Source organism: Bacillus fonticola (assembly GCF_012955605.1).
In the GTDB taxonomy this organism is placed as follows: domain Bacteria; phylum Bacillota; class Bacilli; order Bacillales; family JC228; genus Bacillus_CG; species Bacillus_CG fonticola.
Genome location: NZ_CP052135.1, coordinates 2586992 through 2609824, shown reverse-complemented (window position 1 = coordinate 2609824; position 22833 = coordinate 2586992). Strand labels below are relative to the sequence as shown.

At 44.0% G+C, this 22833-nt stretch carries 21 protein-coding genes, 1 tRNA gene and 1 other RNA gene; 21 read left to right on the top strand and 2 right to left on the bottom strand.

Translation table 11 applies throughout. From position 1 onward, the window contains the following. The first annotated feature begins 89 nt into the window (after nt 1-89). The 7 genes from HHK01_RS12955 (at nt 90) to HHK01_RS12925 (ending at nt 6650) form a co-directional block, all read left to right on the top strand. Complete coding sequence (locus HHK01_RS12955) at nt 90-1592, top strand: tetratricopeptide repeat protein (RefSeq protein ID WP_170008165.1); 1503 nt, start codon at nt 90-92, stop codon at nt 1590-1592. Between the two features lie 104 nt (nt 1593-1696). Further along, a complete protein-coding gene (gene trxB, locus HHK01_RS12950) occupies nt 1697-2647 on the top strand; it encodes a thioredoxin-disulfide reductase (RefSeq protein ID WP_170008164.1) in 951 nt (316 codons plus the stop codon). Between the two features lie 392 nt (nt 2648-3039). Beyond that, on the top strand, nt 3040-3510 hold the full coding sequence (locus HHK01_RS12945; protein ID WP_170008163.1) for an NUDIX hydrolase: 471 nt from the start codon (nt 3040-3042) through the stop codon (nt 3508-3510). Nucleotides 3511-3524: 14 nt separating this feature from the next. After that, entirely contained in the window at nt 3525-4424 is a 900-nt protein-coding gene (rapZ, locus tag HHK01_RS12940) for an RNase adapter RapZ (protein ID WP_170008162.1), read from the top strand. A gap of 5 nt (nt 4425-4429) precedes the next feature. Further along, nucleotides 4430-5452, top strand: a complete 1023-nt coding sequence (locus HHK01_RS12935; RefSeq protein WP_170008161.1) for a gluconeogenesis factor YvcK family protein — start codon at nt 4430-4432, stop codon at nt 5450-5452. Further along, nucleotides 5409-6353, top strand: a complete 945-nt coding sequence (whiA, locus tag HHK01_RS12930) for a DNA-binding protein WhiA (protein WP_170008160.1) — start codon at nt 5409-5411, stop codon at nt 6351-6353. Before HHK01_RS12935 ends, whiA begins: the two co-directional genes overlap by 44 nt. 42 nt (nt 6354-6395) lie before the next feature. Beyond that, entirely contained in the window at nt 6396-6650 is a 255-nt protein-coding gene (locus HHK01_RS12925; RefSeq protein ID WP_170008159.1) for an HPr family phosphocarrier protein, read from the top strand. A gap of 49 nt (nt 6651-6699) precedes the next feature. Here HHK01_RS12925 and clpP read toward each other — a convergent pair whose 3' ends face one another. Next, complete coding sequence (gene clpP, locus HHK01_RS12920; RefSeq protein WP_170008158.1) at nt 6700-7305, bottom strand: ATP-dependent Clp endopeptidase proteolytic subunit ClpP; 606 nt, start codon at nt 7303-7305, stop codon at nt 6700-6702. A 271-nt stretch (nt 7306-7576) separates the two neighbouring features. On the opposite strand from clpP, the gene HHK01_RS12915 reads away from it, so the two are divergent. The 14 genes from HHK01_RS12915 (at nt 7577) to ssrA (ending at nt 22130) form a co-directional block, all read left to right on the top strand. Then, nucleotides 7577-7648: transfer RNA gene (locus tag HHK01_RS12915), tRNA-Arg, on the top strand. A 124-nt stretch (nt 7649-7772) separates the two neighbouring features. Beyond that, nucleotides 7773-9038 (top strand): RNA polymerase factor sigma-54, encoded by a 1266-nt coding sequence (gene rpoN / locus HHK01_RS12910; RefSeq protein WP_170008157.1) that lies wholly within the window; start codon nt 7773-7775, stop codon nt 9036-9038. Nucleotides 9039-9167: 129 nt separating this feature from the next. Continuing rightward, the gene (locus HHK01_RS12905) at nt 9168-9410 is read left to right on the top strand and encodes a glutaredoxin family protein (RefSeq protein ID WP_170008156.1); all 243 of its coding nucleotides are present in this window, start codon (nt 9168-9170) and stop codon (nt 9408-9410) included. A 474-nt stretch (nt 9411-9884) separates the two neighbouring features. Continuing rightward, nucleotides 9885-10904 carry a sugar-binding transcriptional regulator gene (locus tag HHK01_RS12900; protein ID WP_170008155.1) on the top strand — a complete coding sequence of 340 codons (1020 nt, stop codon included), beginning with the start codon at nt 9885-9887 and terminating at the stop codon, nt 10902-10904. A 69-nt stretch (nt 10905-10973) separates the two neighbouring features. Then, nucleotides 10974-11981 carry a type I glyceraldehyde-3-phosphate dehydrogenase gene (gene gap, locus HHK01_RS12895; RefSeq protein ID WP_170008154.1) on the top strand — a complete coding sequence of 336 codons (1008 nt, stop codon included), beginning with the start codon at nt 10974-10976 and terminating at the stop codon, nt 11979-11981. Nucleotides 11982-12061: 80 nt separating this feature from the next. Further along, nucleotides 12062-13246: a phosphoglycerate kinase gene (locus tag HHK01_RS12890; RefSeq protein ID WP_170008153.1), complete on the top strand. Its 1185-nt coding sequence runs from the start codon at nt 12062-12064 to the stop codon at nt 13244-13246. A gap of 71 nt (nt 13247-13317) precedes the next feature. Beyond that, entirely contained in the window at nt 13318-14076 is a 759-nt protein-coding gene (gene tpiA, locus HHK01_RS12885) for a triose-phosphate isomerase (protein WP_170008152.1), read from the top strand. Then, entirely contained in the window at nt 14073-15605 is a 1533-nt protein-coding gene (gene gpmI / locus HHK01_RS12880; protein ID WP_170008151.1) for a 2,3-bisphosphoglycerate-independent phosphoglycerate mutase, read from the top strand. Before tpiA ends, gpmI begins: the two co-directional genes overlap by 4 nt. Nucleotides 15606-15618: 13 nt before the next feature. Next, the gene (gene eno, locus HHK01_RS12875) at nt 15619-16908 is read left to right on the top strand and encodes a phosphopyruvate hydratase (protein ID WP_170008150.1); all 1290 of its coding nucleotides are present in this window, start codon (nt 15619-15621) and stop codon (nt 16906-16908) included. Between the two features lie 296 nt (nt 16909-17204). Then, nucleotides 17205-17435, top strand: a complete 231-nt coding sequence (secG, locus tag HHK01_RS12870) for a preprotein translocase subunit SecG (RefSeq protein ID WP_170008149.1) — start codon at nt 17205-17207, stop codon at nt 17433-17435. 255 nt (nt 17436-17690) lie between these two features. Continuing rightward, nucleotides 17691-18431 (top strand): alpha/beta hydrolase, encoded by a 741-nt coding sequence (locus tag HHK01_RS12865; RefSeq protein ID WP_170008148.1) that lies wholly within the window; start codon nt 17691-17693, stop codon nt 18429-18431. 26 nt (nt 18432-18457) lie between these two features. After that, nucleotides 18458-20845, top strand: coding sequence for a ribonuclease R (gene rnr / locus HHK01_RS12860; RefSeq protein ID WP_170008147.1), 2388 nt, complete (start codon nt 18458-18460; stop codon nt 20843-20845). 120 nt (nt 20846-20965) lie between these two features. Next, nucleotides 20966-21433 carry an SsrA-binding protein SmpB gene (smpB, locus tag HHK01_RS12855; RefSeq protein WP_170008146.1) on the top strand — a complete coding sequence of 156 codons (468 nt, stop codon included), beginning with the start codon at nt 20966-20968 and terminating at the stop codon, nt 21431-21433. A 335-nt stretch (nt 21434-21768) separates the two neighbouring features. After that, nucleotides 21769-22130, top strand: a transfer-messenger RNA (tmRNA) gene (gene ssrA, locus HHK01_RS12850). Nucleotides 22131-22487: 357 nt separating this feature from the next. Here the strand turns inward: ssrA and HHK01_RS12845 are convergent. Beyond that, nucleotides 22488-22685, bottom strand: a complete 198-nt coding sequence (locus HHK01_RS12845; protein WP_170008145.1) for a hypothetical protein — start codon at nt 22683-22685, stop codon at nt 22488-22490. Nucleotides 22686-22833: the final 148 nt, after the last annotated feature.

Genomic DNA, 22833 nt, shown 5'->3' with positions numbered 1-22833 from the left:
AGGTGAACATCCTTATTCTACCGTAGCTTCTCGAACAAGTTTCACCTGTGTTATACTGGAAGAAGTGACTACTCGTGTGGAGGATTTTTATGAATAAACAGTCTAGTGCATACCAACCAAAGGGTAAAGTCCTCTCCTTTTTGCCAACGGGTGAATACTATTATTCTAGAGGGATGAAAGCTTATCGCCATCAGCAGTTACCAAAGGCAAAGAAGTATTTCGAGCGTGCGTTCGAGTTAGAGCCGCAAGAGCCACTCATTCTTTGTCAGTTAGCGATGGTGTATACAGAGCTTGGGGAATATAAGGATTCGAATCGTCTATTGTCTTCTATACTAGACGAGCTCGACCCTACCATGAGAGAGTGCCATTATTTATTAGCAAACAATTATGCGTACCTTGGTCTTTTCCGAGAAGCGTATCGAGAAGCGCAGAACTACTTATCGTATGAACCAGATGGAGACTTTAGCGATGATGCTGAAGATTTGCTTGATCTACTTTCACTGGAACTAGAAATGCAACACGATCCTATTGAAGTGGATGAGAAGTGGGTACTGAAGCAAGAAGAAGCACGAGATTATTTGGAAAACGGTCAGTTTCAGGAAGCGAAAGATTTGCTTGAAGAGGTGATTGCAGAAAAGGATGACTTTTGGGCGGCCTATAATAATCTTGCCCTTGCTCATTTCTATGAAGGTGATCTTGATGAGGCGAAGGCTGTTTTAGTGGATGTACTCGACAAAAACGAAGGGAATTTGCATGCCCTTTGCAACTTAATGATTTTCTTTCATTATGAAGAACGAGATGGAGAAGTGGAAACACTGGCGATGCGTTTACAAAAGATTAGGCCAATTTCGATTGATCATCGTTTTAAGTTAGGGGCTACTTTTACTCTAACTGGCTACTATGAACCTGCCTATACTTGGTTGCATTCGTTAAAGAAATTGGGATTTGAAGGAGATGCAACATTTTATTACTGGTACACAAAAGCTGCGTACCATACTGGTCACGATAAGGCTGCAAAGGAAGCTTGGGCACATGTTCTTAAGGAACATCCAGAGCGTGAAGGTATGGAACCGTGGGCACCAAAGGATCGAGGACTTGAGAACCAACTGCAAGCGATATTGAACCTAATGCAAACCGATGATGAAGAGCAACATGTACTGGCGCTATTTATGTGTTCAAGAACACAGCAAGGAGAGCGCTGGCTGGCGAGTGAAAAGTGGACGCAGCAGTACTTGAGTGAGCCCTTTGAACTTGTGTACTGGAAGTATGTAACAGGTAAGCCGATAGAAGATCCCCTTGAAGAGACCGCGGTTTTGTATACGCATCGTGTCGCTGACTCGTTGTACAGACACTATCACCCGATGACGTGGGATTCCCTTGGGGTGTATTTGATGTGGTTTACCGTTAGTTCGCTCTACCGGGAAACCCCTTCTCGATTAAGAAATGACCGTGCTTGGGTAGCTGCACTGATGTATATGTGGAAGACAGTAAAGCGAGAAACCATAACGCAACAAGAAGTAGCTACTATGCATCAAGTAAGCGTATCTACAGTGAGAAAGTATGTAAAGTGGTTGAAGGATATTTTGTTGTGAAAGAGCTGTGATAAGCAGAATTGTAGACTTGAGGGTTGCTTTTTTATACGATACGAAGTGAACGGTCATAATAAGAAAAGTACTTTCAAATGAGGTGACGCGTTATGTCAGATGAAAAAATATATGATGTGATTATTGTAGGTGCTGGTCCTGCAGGGATGACCGCTGCTGTGTATACGTCACGTGCTAGTATGACAACGTTGATGATTGAACGTGGTATTCCAGGAGGACAAATGGCTAATACCGAAGATGTCGAGAACTATCCGGGATACGAACATATTCTCGGACCAGACCTCTCGGACAAAATGTTTGAGCATGCGAAAAAATTCGGTGCCGAATACGCTTATGGTGATATTAAAGAAATTGTCGACGGAAAAGAATATAAGACCATTAAAGCCGGTAAGAAAGAGTACAAAGCACGCGCTGTTATTATTACGGCAGGTGCCGAGTATAAAAAACTTGGTGCACCGGGAGAATCAGAGCTCGGAGGACGTGGAGTCTCTTACTGTGCTGTATGTGACGGAGCTTTCTTTAAAGAAAAAGAATTGATCGTAGTCGGTGGCGGCGATTCTGCAGTAGAAGAAGGGGTATACTTAACACGTTTTGCCTCTAAAGTAACGATTGTACATCGTCGTGAGGAGCTACGCGCGCAAAAGATACTGCAAGAACGCGCCTTCAAAAATGACAAAGTGGACTTCATTTGGAATACAGAAGTGAAAGAGATTCACGGTGTTGACGGGAAGGTTGGCAAAGTCACTCTCATGGACACAAACACAGGGGAAGAGAGGGTGAAGGAAATTGACGGTGTATTCATTTACATCGGTATGCTTCCTCTTTCAAAACCATTCGGCAATCTTGGCATTACAAACGAGGCCGGATACATTGAAACGAATGAACAAATGGAAACTAAAGTTGATGGGATTTTCGCAGCAGGAGATATCCGCGAAAAAATGCTTCGTCAAATCGTTACGGCGACTGGAGACGGAAGTATCGCGGCTCAGAGTGCTCAACACTATGTGGAAGAGCTGAAAGAGGCAATGCAATTGAAGGGCTAAAACTGCGCCGTCGTAGTAATGAAGCTCTACTAAAACCGCGCCATCCTTGGCGCAACGTAGAGCCACTCACGTCCTGTGAGCGAACGCCTTTCTGACCTACAACGTGTGGGCCTGACGTCATCGAACTGTTTTATATCGTCATTGGTTTTTTATTTCACTGTAATAGCGGTGCAACAAAGATGCTGTATAGTAGAAATTGAAATTGACCCCCTTTTAACACCATAAAGCCTTTGTGTGAACGTAGAATTTATTTCTGCGTTCTCTTTTTTTGAGATTTGACCGGTACCTGCTGCTGTAGAATGAAAGCACGTGTGCCTGGCTCGCCAAAACCGAACAAACACGATATAATGGTGAGAACATCTAGAAACGTTCACCAAGGTGAGGTGAAGATTGTGCAACGTGTCACAAACTGTGTCCTGCGCAAAGACGGGAACGTTTTACTATTACAAAAACCACGACGGAATTGGTGGGTCGCTCCGGGTGGCAAGATGGAACCCGGCGAATCTGTGAAGGAATCTGTCGTTAGGGAATACCGGGAAGAAACGGGATTAACTCTTACGAATCCGTTGTTAAAAGGTGTATTTACGATTCGTAATATAGAAGAAGGAAACGTGATTCATGAGTGGATGATGTTTACCTTCGTCGCAACAGAAGCATCAGGTAAGCAATTTCCTGTTTCAGAGGAAGGCATTTTAGAGGTACATCGAGAAGAAAATATTCCCTCACTTCCAATGGCAGAAGGGGATCGGTTCATTTTCCGTCATATGCTAACAGGAGAGGGAATGTTACATGGTGTTTTTGACTATACACCTCAATTTGAATTACTAGAGGTTAGACTTGACCCACATATTCCTATTGAATAGAGGAGAGATCCTAAATGACAGAGGAGCAGCAAAGTCAATCCCCAGCAAATGATTTGCAACTCGTCATCATTACTGGGATGAGCGGTGCAGGAAAAACGGTGGTGATTCAAAGTTTTGAAGATTTAGGTTTCTTTTGTGTAGATAATCTGCCACCTACTTTACTACCGAAATTTCTAGAGCTGATGAAAGAATCAGTCCACAAAATGAACAAAGTTGCTCTCGTGATGGACTTGCGGGGGAGAGAGTTTTTTGAACACTTATTTAAAGCGTTAGATGATGTAGCCGAAATTTCTTGGGTAACACCAAAAGTCATCTTTTTAGATGCAGATGATGCTACGCTCGTTCGGCGATACAAGGAGACGCGTAGATCGCATCCGCTAGCACCTGATGGACTCCCACTAGAGGGAATTAAAAATGAAAGGCAATTGCTTGAGGAATTAAAAGGCCGGGCACAGCTGATTTACCAGACGTCTTCCTTGAAACCACGAGAACTTCGAGAACAAATCCTTCAAGAATTTTCAACGAATGCCAAGCCTATTTTCACAGTTAATGTGATGTCGTTCGGATTTAAGTATGGCTTACCTATCGATGCTGATCTCGTTTTTGATGTTCGTTTTTTACCTAATCCACACTACGTTGAACACATGCGGTCTAAAACAGGTTTGGATGAAGAAGTGTCAAATTATGTAATGAAGTGGAGTGAAACAACAAAATTTCTAGAAAAAGTAACCGACCTACTTGCTTTCATGCTTCCACAGTATAAACGCGAAGGGAAAAGTCAGCTTGTGATTGCGATTGGGTGTACAGGAGGTCAGCACCGGTCTGTTGCGTTAGCTGAGAAAATTGGGCGCACCTTCCAAAGAGACTACAACACGAAAGTTACCCATCGAGACATCGAGAGGAGAAAGGGTTAGCATCCATGAGTAAACAGAAACCGAAAGTGGTCGTCATCGGTGGTGGAACAGGTCTACCTGTTTTACTCCGTGGCTTGAAACACTTTCCGATAGATTTGACTGCCATCGTGACTGTTGCAGACGATGGTGGAAGTTCTGGTCGCCTACGAGAAGAGTTGGATGTACCACCGCCTGGAGATATTCGAAATGTACTCGCTGCGCTGTCGGAGGTAGAGCCACTAATCGAAGAAATGTTTCAACACCGCTTCACAACCGAGCGAGAATTATCTGGACATAGCTTAGGGAATCTCATTTTGGCAGCTATGACCTCTATTACAGGAAACTTCATGAACGCCATTCAAGAATTGAGCAAAGTATTAAACGTGCGCGGGCAAGTACTTCCTGCCGCGAATCAGAGCGTTGTTTTGCATGCTGAGATGAACGATGGAACGATCATAACCGGTGAATCGCAAATACCAAAGGTGAAGAAAACCATCTCTCGTGTATTTCTCACGCCAAATGATGTGCAGCCACTCCCAGAGACGATTCGAGCTCTTCATGAAGCAGACCTTATCGTCATTGGACCAGGTAGTTTATATACAAGCATTTTGCCAAATTTACTCGTTCCACACATCGGTGAAGCTTTGTTGTCTACAACGGCGAAGAAGATATATTTGTGTAATTTAATGACACAAGCAGGGGAGACGCACAATTATACAGCAAGTGATCATGTGAAAGCGATTTACTCTCATATCGGTCTACCTTGTGTGGATGCGATTCTCCTTCATAACCAGTCTATCCCAACGGAAATTCAGGCGAAATATGTAGAAGAGGAAGCGCAACCGGTGATGTACGATCGAGACCGATTACTACGTCTGGGAGTGAACGTTTTAGAAAAAGATATTGCCTCCTTTGCAGATGGAGTTGTGCGTCACGATACTGACAAGGTCGCCCAAATCTTGTATGATGCCATCCCTACGGAGGTTAAAAAGGGAGGGACCCACCTTGAGCTTTGCTTCCGAAACGAAGAAAGAACTGACGACCATTGACGTAAAATCATGTTGTGCGAAGGCGGAGTTAGCAGCACTCATAAGAATGAATGGGGTTATGTCGTTTTCTAACCGAACTTTAGTGGTGAATATTCAAACAGAAAATGCCGCCATTGCGCGGAGAATATACACGCTTTTAAAACGCTTATTTTCGGTGAATGTAGCCTTGCTTGTTCGTAAAAAGATGCGCTTGAAGAAAAATAACGTATACATCGTTCGTCTCGAGGAACGAGCAAAAGGGATACTGGAAGAGCTTCATATTATGAATGATGAATTTTCCATTCTGCATGAAGTACATCAAGACCCGCTCCTCCAGAAGAAATGCTGTAAACGCGCTTACTTACGAGGCGCATTTTTAGCTGGGGGATCGGTAAACAACCCAGAAACGTCCTCTTATCACCTTGAAATTTATACGTTATATAAAGAGCAAGCCAAATCTTTGCAAAAAGTTATGAACGCATTTACCCTAAATAGTCGCGTACTTGAACGAAAAAAGGGATACATCGCATATATTAAGGAAGCAGAGAAAATTACAGAATTTTTGAATGTTGTCGGGGCCCACCATGCATTGCTCCGATTCGAGGATGTTCGGATTGTACGCGATATGAGAAATTCCGTTAACAGGCTAGTCAATTGCGAAACAGCCAATCTAAACAAAACAGTTGGGGCGGCTCTTCGCCAAGTGGAGAATATAAAATTGATAGAAAAACGAATCGGGATCGGCGCCCTCCCTACAAAGTTACAAGAGATTGCCCGCTTACGTGTAGAGCACCAAGACGTCACGCTAAAAGAACTTGGTGAGATGATGACATCAGGGAAAATCAGCAAATCAGGTATTAACCATCGACTTCGTAAGCTCGATGAAATTGCCGACAAGTTACGAACAGGAGAACAGTTTTAACAAATAGAATACAGAAGAGACCAATGGGGGGGAGATATAACTGTGAAACAAACGGTAGAAATTGCTCTGAAAACAGGCTTACAAGCAAGACCAGCTGCACAATTCGTACAAGAGGCAAATAAGTATTCATCAGACATTTTTCTAGAGAAAGACGGCAAGCGAGTGAATGCGAAAAGTATTATGGGTTTAATGAGCTTAGCGATGGGAAAAGGGACGACAATTACCATCGAAACAACAGGATCTGATGAACAAGAGGCTCTACAAGCACTAGCTGAGTTTGTACAAAAAGAGCAATAAGAAAACACCGCGGCACTCTACTGTGAATGAGACGCGGTGTTTTCTTATTTTATTCTTTTTTGTCTTTGTTAATAGAGTTACGCGTCACAATATGATCGATCATGCCATACTCTTTCGCTCTATCTGCAGACATGAAGTTGTCTCGCTCTGTGTCGCGTGCAATCACTTCAAGCGGTTGGCCAGTGCGCTCTGAAAGAATGGTGTTTAGCTTCTCACGCATGGACAAAATACGTTTAGCAGCAATTTCAATTTCAGTTGCTTGCCCTTGTGCACCACCGAGTGGTTGGTGAATCATCACTTCACTATTCGGAAGAGCATACCGCTTACCCTTCGTGCCGGCAGCTAGCAAGAACGCGCCCATAGAAGCAGCCATTCCGATACAGATTGTTTGCACGTCAGGTCTAATGAATTGCATCGTGTCATAAATCGCCATACCAGCTGTAATACTTCCACCTGGGGAGTTCACGTAAATGGAGATATCTTTCTCCGGGTTTTCTGACTCTAAGAATAGCAGCTGCGCAACGACTGAGTTTGCAACGTGATCATCTATCGGAGTACCAAGCATGATGATGCGATCTTTTAGCAAGCGAGAGTAAATATCATACGCACGCTCACCGCGATTTGTTTGTTCAATAACCGTAGGAATCAAAGGCATAGTTGAATATCCTCCTAGCGTGATAATATGGAAAAGGATTCCTCTATTTCGAGGTTGTGCATTCATCATACACTAAATGGTCAATGAAGGTCAAAGATGAAGTATTAGTCACACTACATTTTTTCTCGACAAAATTGAGGAAACTCTTTCCATCATTCCCTTTTCTATCATGGTTTAATCTATGTTTCCCTTGAAACTTACATGGAAATCACCTATAATAAACTTTGTCGCGGTGTGCAGACGGCGTATTCAAGCCCATTTTTGTTCACATGCCCTCGTGGTGCAACGGATAGCACGTAAGATTCCGGTTCTTGAGATAGGGGTTCGATTCCCTTCGAGGGCGTTCAAGAGGTGAGTAGTCATTCTACTCGCCTCTTTTTTAATAGTAAAAGGAAAGCGCTTCCATTCACTTTTTCCCTCTTCTGCGTTACAATAAAGAGGTGCTAATAAAGGATGGTGGACGTTGTATGAGGCTCACCCAATCGCAGGTGCAAAAACCTGTTCTCTCCCAACAAATCCAACAAATGATGCGCCTTCTTCAATATACACAAGTAGAACTAGAGGGGATTCTGCAGGAAGAAGTGCTGCACAATCCGTTTCTTTCCCTTGATTCCCCACCTTCGAGGCAATCAAATTCTCTTTCATATGATTACATCGCTGCACCGGTTTCTTTTCGGGACAGACTTAAGCAAGACGTCTTTGAGGCAGGAATTGACGAGGATCTAAGACCAATAGTCAATTGGTGGATCGATAACCTTGATGAAAAAGGCTTTATCGAAACAAGTGTAGAGGAAGCAGCTCTCGTATTGCGGTGCTCAGTAGAGGTAGCTGAACATGGACTTATCGTTTTTCAAAAGTTGATGCAAAGCGGAGTCGGGGCGCGTTCCCTTCAAGAGTGCTTTCTTTTACAATGTAATGAAACGACTGACCCGTTACTTCCAACACTATTGCAAAATCACTTTGAACTTTTCCTGCAAAAAAAATGGTCACAGCTTGTGTCACTGTATAATATTTCTTATGCTAGATTGCAAGAGGCCTTTCACCAGCTGACCTGTTTTCAATGGCGTCCTGTGACAGATCAAGAAAAGCTAGCCCAACTTCAAAGAATGACACCAGATTTTGAACTTCGTAAGGAGGAGGGAGTCTGGAACCTGTTTGTGGCTATAGAAGATTTGCCTGTATTAAGCTTTGATCAGACGATGTACGAATGGGTTCTTACAAATGGATCGCCAGAAGTATATAAATACGCACATAAGCATCACACCGCCTATCAGCAACTTATGCGCTCCTTGCAATACCGCCAAGAGACACTTCAACGCATTATGCGAACGGTTTTGCAGAAGCAACCACGCTTTATAGAAGAGGGTATTTCGGCATTGGTTCCTTTGACACAGGCTGAAATAGCGCACGAAGTTGAGGTGCACGAGTCCACCGTGAGTCGTGCAATCCAAGGAAAAACGATGCAAACCCCCTTTGGATTAATCACTTGTCAAATGTTATTTTCAGCAAACTCAGTGACTTCTAAGGATAGCAACGTGACCAACCAATCGATTAAAGGTTTTTTGAAAAAGCTTGTCGCAGCTGAAAATAAAACTGAGCCTTATAGTGATCAAACATTAATGACGATGCTGCAAGAACAAGGGATTGAAGTTTCACGTCGCACGATCGCGAAATATCGCAGCCAGCTTGGTATTCCTTCAACAAAATACCGTAAAGAATATACGAATGGATGAGTCGTCAAATGAAGTCCTGAACAGTTGTAAGTATCCGCGATCCGGGGCCAGAAATCCGTTATCGTGAGCAAAACGCCGCTACAACACAGAAAAGAACAATTTCACGTCGCCTAAAGGAGCAGGAATTATATGAATCGCGTAACATTTTACACGAGAGAGCGCTGTCCCTTGTGCGAGGAGGGGAAACAGTTGCTTCTGCTAATCAAAGAAGATGCGCATTTTGACTTGGAAGAAGTAGATATAGATGGAGACGATGTGCTTACAGAAAGATACGGATTGTCGGTTCCCGTTGTTGTTTCTAATGGAGTAGAAATACAAAGTGGGCGACTTACATGGGACGTGCTAAGTGACGCTTTTCTTCATGAGGAGTAGTCTATGGGAAGTCGATTTTAGAGCGTTAATCTGGTTTTTAGAGCGTTAATCTCGAGATAAGAGCGATAATCCGGGTTTAAGAGCGTTAATCCCAGGATAAGAGCGTTAATCCAGGTTTAAGAGCGTTAATCCCGAGATAAGAGCGTTAATCCGGGTTTAAGAGCGTTAATCCCGAGATAAGAGCGTTAATCCGGGTTTAAGAGCGTTAATCCCAAGATAAGAGCGTTAATCCGGGTTTAAGAGCGTTAATCCCGAGATAAGAGCGTTAATCAAGGTTTAAGAAAAGTGATTTATGAAATCGATTCAAATAGTTGAAAAAAAAATAGTGGATTGATACAATAATGGCGGAATGAGAGAATAGAATTCTTTTGTTCCATCATTATCGTGGTGCATCCACGTTTTTTTATCCCCTGGTGGGACATAATACGTCTTAGTGGGACGTTATCAGACCATCAGAGGGAGGTGTGTGAAAAGATGAATTCATTCGTCACTGCTATTCGGCAACTAACTCCAGAACTAGTCCCCCTCCTGCAACGCCGTTACGTTGTGTTAAAGGCGATTGGTAGGATGGGCCCAGTAGGAAGAAGGAGTGTCGCTCAAACGCTCGGTCTTAGTGAACGTGTATTACGGGGAGAAGTCAATAACTTAAAGACGCAAGAGTTACTAGATGTATCCTCAGAGGGTATGAGAATGACGGAAAAGGGTCGTCAAACTTTACTTGAACTAGATGAATTAATGCGGGATTTACTAAATCTAACAGAATTGCAGCACGCACTTATGGATGAGTATGCCCTAGAGAAAGTATTTATAGTTCCTGGAAATAGTGACGAATCTCCTTGGGTAAAAAGAGAATTAGGCCGCGTTACAGTAGAATGCATGAAACAGCTAAGAACTGGAAAAAATATCATTGCGGTTACAGGCGGAACGACAATGGCGACAGTTGCCGATATGTTGACACCAGATTTTGGGACTGATGCTTTGTTTGTACCTGCGCGTGGAGGCATTGGTGAAGAGATTTATAACCAAGCAAACACCATTTGCGCTAAGATGGCGGAAAAGACGCAAGCAGAGTACAAAGCATTATATGTTCCTGACCAAGTCAGCCAAGACGCTTATGAAAAGTTTGTCCAAGAGCCTTCCATACGTGAAGTTCTTGAATACATCAGCGCAGCCGACTTCGTTTTACACGGCATTGGTGATGCGATGACAATGGCCAAGCGAAGAAAAACGAGCGAAGAAGATGTGAAAAAGATTCAACAAGGGCATGCTGTAGGGGAAGCGTTTGGCTATTACTTTGACGAAGAAGGAAACGTTGTGTATAAGGTGCAGACAATCGGTATTCAACTGGAGCATCTAAAAGGCGCAAAGCATCTACTCGCAGTGGCTGGTGGTGCCTCGAAGGCCAAGGCGATCCAAGCGTATTGCAAACAAGCCCCTTCCGCGACCATTTTAATTACTGACGAAGCAGCAGCACGCAACATGTTTGTGAAGTAGGAAAAAGAGAGTTTTGCTCTGTTTTTCTTCAAATCTATATAAGGTACAACTTTAAGGAGGAACTTAAACATGGCAGTAAAAGTAGGAATTAACGGTTTTGGACGAATTGGACGTAACGTGTTTCGTGCAAGCCTCAATAATCCAGAAGTAGAAATCGTAGCGGTGAATGACTTAACGGATGCGAATATGCTCGCACACCTTCTTCAATACGATTCTGTCCACGGGCAACTTGACCAAGAGGTGACTGTTGAAGGTGACAGCCTTGTAGTGGGTGGCAAGAAAATTAAAGTGTTAGCAGAACGTGATCCTGCTCAACTTGGTTGGGGGAACCTCGGTGTGGATATCGTTGTTGAATCTACAGGCCGTTTCACAAACCGTGAAGATGCAGCGAAACATATCGATGCTGGTGCGAAAAAGGTGATTATCTCTGCCCCTGCAAAAGAAGAAGATATTACAATTGTTATGGGTGTAAACGAAGATAAATATGATGCGGGAAGCCACCATGTTATTTCAAATGCTTCTTGTACGACGAACTGTTTAGCACCATTTGCAAAAGTACTTAACGATAAATTTGGGATTAAGCGTGGCATGATGACAACCGTTCATGCGTACACAAACGATCAACAAATTCTTGATCTTCCACATAAAGATTACCGTCGTGCACGTGCTGCAGGTGAATCAATCATCCCAACGACTACTGGTGCAGCGAAGGCAGTTTCTTTAGTTCTTCCTGAGCTTGAAGGAAAGTTAAACGGAATGGCCATGCGCATACCTACACCTAACGTTTCTGTTGTGGACCTCGTTGCTGAACTCGACAAAAACGCAACTGCTGATGAGATCAATGCGGCGTTCAAAGAAGCTGCTGAAGGTGATTTGAACGGCATTTTAGCGTACTCTGAAGAGCCGCTCGTTTCCCGAGATTACAATGGAAACAGTGCATCTTCTACAATTGATGCCCTCTCTACAATGGTGATGGAAGACAACATGGTAAAAGTTCTTTCTTGGTATGACAACGAGACTGGCTACTCTTCACGTGTTGTGGACCTTGCTGCTTATATTGCAAAACAAGGGTTATAAGATAAGATGGATAGGGGGATGGGGGCTCTAAATCATTCCCTCCCCTTTTTGAATTTTCCTATGACAAGGAGGCTGTCACGATGCAAAAGAAGTCAGTACGTGATGTAGATGTAAAAGGGAAACGAGTATTTTGTCGCGTGGACTTTAATGTTCCGATGAAAGACGGAAACATCACAGACGAAACACGGATCAAAGCAGCTTTGCCAACTATTCAGTATCTTCGCGAACAAGGTGCAAAAGTCATTTTGGCGAGTCACCTTGGTCGTCCCAAAGGGGAAATAGTTGATGAGCTACGTCTGACTCCTGTGGCGAAGCGGCTCGGGGAACTACTCGACACGACCGTACATAAAACGAACGAAGTATACGGAGAAGCAGTGGCAAAACAAGTGAATGCCTTAGCTGAAGGTGACGTTTTGTTACTTGAGAATGTTCGATTTGAAAAAGGTGAAGAAAAGAACGACCCAGCGTTAGCAAAAGAGTTCGCCTCTCTTGCTGATCTTTTTGTAAACGATGCATTTGGTGCTGCACACCGTGCACACGCATCGACAGCAGGAATTGCTGAGCACATTTCTGCTGTGTCAGGCTTGTTAATGGAGAAGGAACTTGACGTACTGGGCAAAGCACTTGAAGCTCCAGAACGCCCATTTACAGCCGTTATCGGTGGAGCAAAAGTAAAAGACAAAATTGGTGTCATTGACAATCTATTAGACAAAGTGGACAACTTGATCATCGGTGGGGGACTTGCGTATACGTTTGTCAAAGCACAAGGTCATGAGGTCGGAAAGTCACTATTAGAAGAAGATAAAATCGAACTAGCGAATAGTTTCATGAAAAAGGCAAAAGAAAAAGGTGTCAACTTCTACGTCCCTGAAGACGTTGTCGTGGCAGACGATTTCTCCAACGATGCGAATACAAAAGTCGTTTCGATTGACAGCATCCCTGCAGACTGGGAAGCGCTAGATATCGGCCCGAAAACACAAGAGATGTATAAGAAAGTAATCCAAGACTCAAAGCTAGTCATTTGGAATGGACCAATGGGTGTATTTGAACTAGAAGCGTTCGCGAACGGGACAAAAGCCGTCGGAGAAGCACTTGCAGAATCAAAGCAAACATACTCCGTCATCGGCGGTGGCGACTCAGCAGCAGCCGTAGAAAAATTCGGCCTAGCAGATAAAATGTCTCACATCTCCACAGGCGGCGGCGCATCACTAGAGTTCATGGAAGGCAAAAAACTACCTGGCGTGGTAGCGCTCCAAAACAAATAAACCCAGACCGGGAACTGGTACGCCCCGAATTTTGTCGAATTGCTTATGAACTAATGGAAGGGTGAAAGAGCATGAGAAAACCAATCATCGCAGGAAACTGGAAAATGAATAAAACGATGGGCGAAGCGAAGTCTTTTATTGAAGAAGTGAAAAGTCAGCTTCCTTCTACAGACCAGGTAGATGCAGTCGTTTGTGCACCAGCACTATTTTTGGCGGAATTACAACAAGCAGCAAATGGATCTGACTTGAAGGTGAGCGCACAGAATATGCACTTCGAGGATAACGGGGCATTTACAGGTGAAATTAGTCCTGCAGCCCTAGCTGATCTAGGCATTTCTTACAGCGTCATCGGTCACTCTGAACGCCGCGAGCTGTTTGCAGAGACAGATGAAACGGTCAACCAAAAGGTGAAAGCAGCTCACCGTCACAACATCACTCCGATCGTGTGTGTAGGAGAGACGCTTGAACAACGAGAAGCTGGCGATACGAAAACAATCGTCGGTGACCAAGTGACCAAGGCTTTTGCGGAAGTTTCGAGTGAACAAGCGAAGACAACGGTCGTCGCTTACGAACCTATTTGGGCAATCGGTACAGGGAAATCATCTACAGCCCAAGACGCTAACGAAGTATGTGCACACATTCGTCAAGTGATCGCAAATATATTCGATGACTCCGTAGCTGACGCCGTACGCATTCAATACGGGGGAAGCGTTAAACCAGCAACGATTGGTGAACTAATGGAACAGCCTGACGTTGATGGCGCGCTTGTCGGCGGGGCTAGTCTTGATTCAGCATCGTTCTTGCAGTTATTGGAGGCAGGTAGCCAATGACGAAATCCCCAACAGCTCTCATCATTTTAGATGGTTTTGCACTTCGTGACGAGACGAAGGGGAACGCGGTCGCACAAGCCAAAAAACCGAACTTTGACCGATACTGGACGCAATTTCCTCACACAACACTACAGGCGAGTGGGGAGGCAGTTGGACTTCCAGAAGGTCAAATGGGCAATTCTGAGGTCGGACACTTGAACATTGGTGCAGGACGCATCGTGTACCAAAGCCTTACACGAGTCAACGTGTCAATTCGTGAAGGGGAGTTTCAAGAAAATGATACGTTTCTTGCGGCGATGGATCATGTAAAGGCAAAAAACAGCAGTTTACATGTTTTCGGTTTGCTATCTGATGGCGGTGTGCACAGTCATATTGAGCATATGTACGCTCTTTTGAAGCTAGCTAGCAAACAAGGTGTGGAGCGCGTATACATTCATGCATTTCTTGATGGCCGTGATGTGGGACCACAAACGGCTAAAAAATACATCACAGCAGCAGAAGAAAAAATGAAAGAGTACGGTGTCGGAGAATTTGCCACCATTTCTGGGCGATACTATTCCATGGATCGTGATAAGCGTTGGGAACGCGTCGAAAAAGCGTATCGTGCTATGGTATACGGGGAAGGACCCACGTACGAATCTGCTCTAGAAGTTGTTGATGATTCATACAAAAATGAGATTTATGACGAATTTGTGCTTCCATCAGTTATACAAAAGAACGGCGAGCCAGTCGCTACGATTCAAGACGAAGACGCGGTCATTTTCTACAACTTCCGACCAGATCGTGCGATTCAAATCTCCAACACGTTTACAAATGAAGACTTCCGTTCGTTTGATCGTGGAGAAATGCATCCGAAGAATTTGCATTTTGTCTGCCTAACGCATTTTAGCGAAACGGTAGATGGGTATGTAGCATTTCAGCCGGTTGGACTGGACAATACGCTTGGTGAAGTGCTCTCACAAAATAATCTCAAGCAGCTTCGCATTGCGGAGACTGAAAAATATCCGCATGTGACGTTCTTTATGAGTGGTGGACGTGAGCAGGAGTTTCCTGGTGAAACACGTCTGTTGATTGATTCTCCTAAGGTAGCTACGTATGATTTGCAGCCTGAAATGAGTGCGTACGAAGTAACCGATGCGCTATTACAGGAAATTGCTGCGGATAAGCATGATGCGATCATTTTGAACTTCGCTAACCCGGATATGGTAGGGCATTCGGGGATGCTCCAGCCGACGATTCAAGCGATCGAAACGGTGGATGAGTGTTTAGGAAAGATTGTGGATGCTATACTGGAAAAAGGCGGTAAGGCAATTATCACAGCAGACCATGGGAACTCTGATGAAGTGATTACGCTTGAGGACACTCCGATGACCGCTCATACAACCAATCCGGTTCCGTGTATTGTGACTGACGCATCCGCTTCACTAGGAGACGGTGGGAAACTAGGTGATTTAGCACCAACTATGCTCGACTTACTTAACGTAAAAAAACCAAAAGAAATGACTGGAACCAGTCTCATTCAAAAATAAAGGAGCGGTACACATGCCATACATTTTAGACGTTTATGCTCGTGAAGTTTTAGACTCTCGAGGAAATCCAACAGTAGAAGTAGAAGTCTATACAGAATCTGGTGCCTTCGGTCGCGCGCTCGTACCAAGTGGCGCATCCACTGGGGAATACGAAGCAGTAGAGCTCCGTGACGGCGACAAAGATCGCTATTTAGGCAAAGGAGTTGAACAAGCTGTAGCCAATGTGAACGAAACGATTGCACCAGAGCTTGAAGGCTTCAACATTTTAAACCAAGTAGGTATCGATAAAGCGTTACGCGACTTGGATGGAACAGAAAACAAAGGCAAGCTGGGAGCAAACGCTATTTTAGGCGTGTCTATGGCGTGTGCACGCGCAGCTGCTGACCTTCTCGGCGTAGAACTATATCAATACCTTGGCGGCTTCAATGCAAAGCAACTTCCTGTTCCGATGATGAACATCTTGAACGGTGGAGAGCATGCAGACAATAACGTTGATATTCAAGAATTCATGGTCATGCCTGTCGGTGCGGAAAGCTTTAAAGAAGCACTACGCATGGGTGCGGAGATTTTCCACAATCTAAAAGCCGTGTTGAAAGAAAAAGGTTACAACACATCAGTCGGAGATGAAGGCGGATTTGCACCGAACTTAAAATCAAATGAAGAAGCGTTGACTACGATTCTTGAAGCGATCGAAAAGGCTGGCTATAAAGCAGGCGAACAAGTGAAGTTAGCTATGGACGTGGCCGCTTCTGAGTTATTCAATAAAGATGATGGTAAATATCATCTCTCTGGTGAAGGCGTCGTGAAGTCTTCTGAGGAAATGGTCGCTTGGTACGAAGAGCTTGCGAACAAGTACCCGATTATCTCTATTGAAGATGGTTTGGACGAGAACGACTGGGAAGGTCACAAATTGTTAACTGACCGTATCGGTGACCGCGTGCAACTCGTTGGTGACGATTTGTTCGTAACCAACACGGCGAAGCTTGCGCAAGGAATTGAGCAAGGTGTTGGGAACTCAATTCTGATCAAGGTAAACCAAATCGGTACGTTAACAGAAACATTTGACGCGATCGAAATGGCAAAGCGTGCAGGTTACACAGCAGTTATCTCTCACCGTTCTGGTGAAACAGAAGATAGCACCATCGCTGATATCGCGGTGGCTACAAACGCTGGACAAATCAAAACAGGTGCCCCGTCACGTACAGATCGTGTTGCGAAGTATAATCAACTTCTTCGTATCGAAGACGGACTTGACGAACTTGCAGAATACCTAGGCGACAAAACTTTCTACAACGTAAAATAATGATAACTACGGGGCTGTCCAGAAAGTTAGTCTGGTAGCCCTCAACAAAGTGCGAGTTCTTCTATTTGTATGTGGAAAATGACCGTGTGCGCAAACTCATGTCGAATGTGCGCAAAACCATGTCGAATGTGCGCAAAACCATGTCGAATCGGCGCAAAACCATGTCGAATACGCGCAAGAACCTGTCTAACGCGCGCAAACGTCGTCCATCCACTTAAAACACCTTGTAGTTAATGTGCGTTTATGCTATTCTAAACGAAGGAAAAATTGACGGTAGGTAGTAGGAGGTGGACGAGTTGAATGCTCTTCTCATTACTCTTTTAATTATTGATTGTATCGCTTTGATCGTAGTGGTCTTGCTCCAATCAGGTAAGAGTGCAGGGTTATCTGGTGCCATCTCTGGAGGCGCAGAACAACTTTTCGGAAAGCAAAAAGCTCGTGGGTTGGATCTGGTTCTTCATCGAGTGACAATTGTTCTTGCTGTTTTGTTTTTTGTACTGGCAATTTCAATTACGTACTTTGTTTAATAGAGTTAGCTTTAGTACCTGGCCAGCGACGGTCAGGTTTTTTCTTTGCCAAAATCTTAGAACAGATATGAGACACGCTCGTCCATAACATTTATAGTCGTCTCTCCCGTTTCAAAACAAACAGAACGGTGGATGTGTGTCCGTATATTTGGTAAAGTAAATCTTTTGAGAGTGTAGATTTTTTCCAATCGAACACCGATGTTTTTCTTAAGCTACATGGGGAAACTAGTATATAGAGAGAAAGGGGTTCACAACATGAAACTCAACTTACCAAAACCGTTTACATTTGAAGCAGGTCCTCGGGCAGTTCTACTGCTTCATGGTTTTACTGGTAATTCTTCTGATGTACGGATGCTCGGAAGATACTTACAAAAGAATGGGTATACGTCACACGCTCCCCATTATAAGGGGCACGGCGTACCACCTGAAGAACTTGTGAAGACAGGGCCTACAGACTGGTGGCAAGATGTTCTGGACGGTTACGAACATCTGCGTTCCTTAGGCTATGAGGAAATTTCTGTTGGTGGGCTTTCACTGGGTGGTGTATTTTCGTTAAAGCTTTCGTTAGAGAAGCCGGTAAAAGGAGTATTCCCGATGTGTGCACCGATGTACATAAAAAGTGAAGATGTGATGTATCAAGGAGTACTTGATTACGCACGGGAATTTAAAAAGTACGAAGGGAAATCAGAAGAAGTTATTGAACAAGAGATGGAAGACTTTAAACCGATGAGCACGTTCAAAGAACTGCAAAACCTCATTAAAAGTGTACGTGAGCAAGTGGATCTTGTGTACGCACCGCTTTTTGTTGTGCAAGGAAGAAAAGATCACATGATCAACACAAATAGTGCAAACATTATATACGATGAAGCAGAATCGCCCATTAAAGATTTAAAGTGGTATGAGGATTCGGGTCACGTTATTACACTAGGCCAAGAAAAGGAACAGTTGCATAAAGATGTTTATGCCTTTTTGGAAGGGTTAGACTGGAATGTATAAGTATATAAGGAAGGGAGGAGATCATCATGGACGAAAGGTTACTTCGTGACGAGATACTCACTATTTGCAAAGAAGCACCCCAACCGCTTACCGTGCAAGAGTTAGAGGAGCGGTTATCTGTTCAAGACGCGGATACATTTAAAGAGCTTGTCAAACTGCTTGTACAGCTTGAGGATGAGGGCACACTTATTCGAACACGTTCCAATCGGTACGGTCTCCCAGAACAGCTAAACTTTTTGCGAGGTACGTATCGTGCACACGAGAAAGGGTTTGCCTTTGTGATTGTGGAGGGTGGGGGAATGGACGATATTTTCATTCCTCCTAGCGAAACGAACGAGGCAATGCAAAATGATACTGTATTAGTACGCATATTGGACGAGTCTCGAGGTGATCGTCGGGAAGGTACGATCGTACGCATCGTTGAACGCGGTGTGAAGGAAGTAGTCGGGACTTATCAAGACCATGAATATTACGGTCTTGTCATTCCGGATGATAAAAAAATCACTGCTGACGTGCTCGTGTCTAGAGAAAATAGTAAAGGGGCAGTAGATGGACACAAAGTCGTCGCGCGCCTCACAAAATATCCAGAAGGTCGACAGCTAGCTCAAGGGGAAATTACAGATATCCTTGGCCACAAAAATGACCCGGGTGTTGATATCCTCTCCATCATTCACAAACATGGGATTCCTACAGAGTTCCCACAGGAAGTGTTGGAGCACGCTGAATCTATCCCTGAAAAAATTAATGAGAAGGACTTAGAGGGGCGTCGTGATTTACGCGAGGAAGAGCTGGTAACGATAGACGGAGCTGACGCGAAGGACTTAGACGATGCCGTGCATGTTAGTGTGTTGTCGAACGGAAATTACAAACTAAGTGTTCATATTGCTGATGTAAGTCATTACGTAACAGAAGGTTCCGAAATTGACCGTGAAGCACTTGATCGTGGGACGAGTGTGTATTTGGTTGACCGTGTTATTCCAATGATTCCTCATCGATTATCGAATGGGATTTGCTCTTTAAATCCACAAGTTGATCGCCTAGCGCTTTCATGTGAGATGGAGATTAACGAGGACGGGGAAGTGGTTTCCCATGAGATTTTTGAAAGCGTCATTCAAACGAATGAAAGAATGACATACACGGATGTAAACTCTATTCTTGTCGACAAAGATAAGAAGCTTCGAGAACATTATGCACCACTCGTTCCGATGTTTGAAGCAATGGAAACACTTGCGAGTATTCTTCGTAGAAAAAGAATGCACCGGGGCGCAATCGACTTTGATTTTAAAGAAGCGAAGGTCATTGTGAATGAAGATAGCAAACCAGTAGACGTTGCGTTACGGGAACGTTCTGTTGCTGAAAAACTTATTGAAGAATTTATGCTTGCAGCCAACGAAACGGTAGCAGAGCATTTCCATTGGATGGACGTGCCGTTTATATACCGTATTCACGAAGAACCGAAAGAAGAGAAGCTCCAGCGCTTTTTCGAGTTCATTACAAACTTCGGGCTCATCGTGAAAGGGAAAGCGAATGCCATTCATCCACGCGCGCTACAAGAGGTCATTGAAGCAGTAGCCGGGAAACCCGAAGAAATGGTCGTCTCGACGATGATGTTGCGTTCTATGCAACAAGCCCGATACGCACCAGACAGTCTCGGACACTTTGGCCTTTCAGCTGAATTTTACACGCATTTCACTTCACCGATCCGTCGTTATCCAGACTTGATTGTCCACCGTCTAATTCGAGAGTATTTAATTCGCGGACGCATCGATGAAGGGACTCAGAATAAGTGGGATGTGCAACTAGATGCCATTGCGGACCATACATCAAAAATGGAGCGGCGAGCTGTTGACGCTGAGCGGGAGACAGATGATCTCAAAAAGGCTGAGTACATGCTTGATAAAGTCGGCGAAAAGTTTGACGCCATCATTAGCTCTGTGACGAAATTCGGTATGTTTGTCGAACTCCCGAATACAATCGAAGGGCTTATCCACGTGAGCGAAATGACAGATGATTATTATCGCTTTGAAGAAAGACAGATGGCGATGGTTGGTGAGCGGACAGCGAAGGTATTTCGTCTCGGTGACGAAATCACTGTACAGTGTATCTCTGTGAATAAAGATGAACGATCTATTGACTTTGCTGTTGTAGGGATGAAGGAAAACCGTCGTCGAGAGACACCTTTAGGAGATTCTCGTCGTCGTACTGAGCGTGAAGGTAAGCCGAAAAGGGAACGTTCTAAGCGTCAAGGCGAACGTGGTGGAGATAAAGGGAAAAGCTCACGTGGTGACGATCGAGTATCTGTAGATGGATGGTCGAACGAAAAACCGAAAAAGAAAAAGAAAAAGAAAAACAACAAGAAATTTTATGAACAAATCCCTAAGAAAAAACGGAGTCGAAAACCGAAGCAGAAGTAAACTACTTCCCCCTTTGCTAACAGAGTCAAAGGGGGATTGGCTACGCTGTTCGCTCTGTTTCATTGAATTCCTGCCAGAGGTTCACTATAATAAGGGAACAGAGAAGTGGAGGAAGTTCGGATGCCAAAAGGGGAAGGCAACTTAATTGCACAAAATCGTAAAGCACGGCATGAATATCACATTGAAGAAACATACGAAGCCGGGATCGTGTTAAGTGGTACAGAAATTAAATCGATTCGAGCTAGCCGCGTCAACATGAGAGACTCTTTTGCTCGTGTGGAGAACGGAGAAGTGTTTGTTCATAATTTGCACATTAACACTTACGAGCAAGGAAACAGATATAATCATGATCCATTACGCACACGCAAACTTCTTCTTCACCGTAAACAAATTAATAAGTTAATTGGTGATACGAAGGAAACGGGTATGGCCCTTGTGCCACTCAAAATGTATTTTAAAAACGGCTACTGCAAAGTATTGATTGGTTTAGGTAAAGGGAAGAAGAAATTTGATAAGCGTGAAGACCTGAAAAAGAAAGATGCACAACGTGAAATTGAAAAAGCCTTTAAGTCAAAACAGCAATGGTAATTTTGTAAGAAATTGTTAGCGTGAGAGTGGTTGCCAAATAGCGTAAATTTGTTATACTTAAGTTGTCGCTGATGAAGCGATACACACTAACTGCCCTCGCTATGACCACGACATGTGGGAGCGAGATTCTTTCAAAGCAACGAAGTTATACTGTAAGTCACTCATTTGTTGAAAAGGGGCGGAGCGACGCCGTGCCGAATACAGGGTGATATTTTGTTGCATTGGATTATTTTTACCGAGGGCTCTGCTCACACCGCCTTGATCACAAGGTAATTGCTTTGTGACTAATTTCCCTGCATGAGTTTAGGTTTTTAACTCATGATTTATTTTAGAATGGGGACGTTACGGATTCGACAGGGATAGTTCGAGCTTACAGTTGCGAGCCGGGGGGATCGGCCCCGTCATCAACGTCAACACTTATAACTGGCAAAGAAAACAACAACTTAGCTGTAGCTGCGTAAGCAGACTACCTAAACCTTACTCACCATCGCCCATGTGGTGTCAGTAGGGTTCACTAAAGTGGGCTACGCCTGAAGTCACCGCCTGAGACTTCTGGAAGAGACCTAACAGGCTAGCGAGCTAGTTCGCCTGTCGTTCGGCGTCTAGTGTAGCGAAAACTGAAGTAGACCGACTACGCTCGTAGTAGCTGAAGTGACGATATGTCTGGACGTGGGTTCGACTCCCACCGTCTCCACCAAATACATATTTGGTGGTTTTTTAAATTTTTATACATTAAAAGGACTTACCGATACTGTTGGTAGGTCCTTTTTGTATGCAATGCCTCATTAAGCTATTTGTATTACTCACAGTCGAAAAAGGATGATGTTGACCTAGAAGTGACGAAAGAGGGGACGTTGACTGTCGTACAACCTGATGCGTTAAATACGTCTTTTTAACTTAAGGAAGTGAAAAAGATACAGCGGTAGCCTCGTCAAAAGCATTATCTCCTCCAGATCAGGGTGAGTATTTTGGATCTAGAGAGGGTTGGGATAGGGTAATTTGTTGGAGGGAATGGTGTTTAAAAAAAGTAGCCACCCTCGTGAGAAAAGGGTCCCTACTCCAGTCGTGATAACTGCTTTTTGGGCTCAATGGCAATTTTGTCAATTTGCTCTGCAGAAATAACGATCATATCTTTTTCTGTTTTCCAATCATGGCCAAGTACAACGAAGAGGTACTCTTGTTCGTTTTGTGCAAAGAAGCGTGCAGGGGTACCGTTTATCAATACTAGTTCATTCCTTTTAAAAATCTTCAATACCTCACCCCATTCTGTTCAGGAAACACAACCTAGCTGTGAAAGCAATCATTATAGAAAAAACCAAGCCAATTTATTATTGTGGACATGTAAATAAATGAATATATTCCCGTTTGTATTCATTATGCGCATAACACACTATGATTAT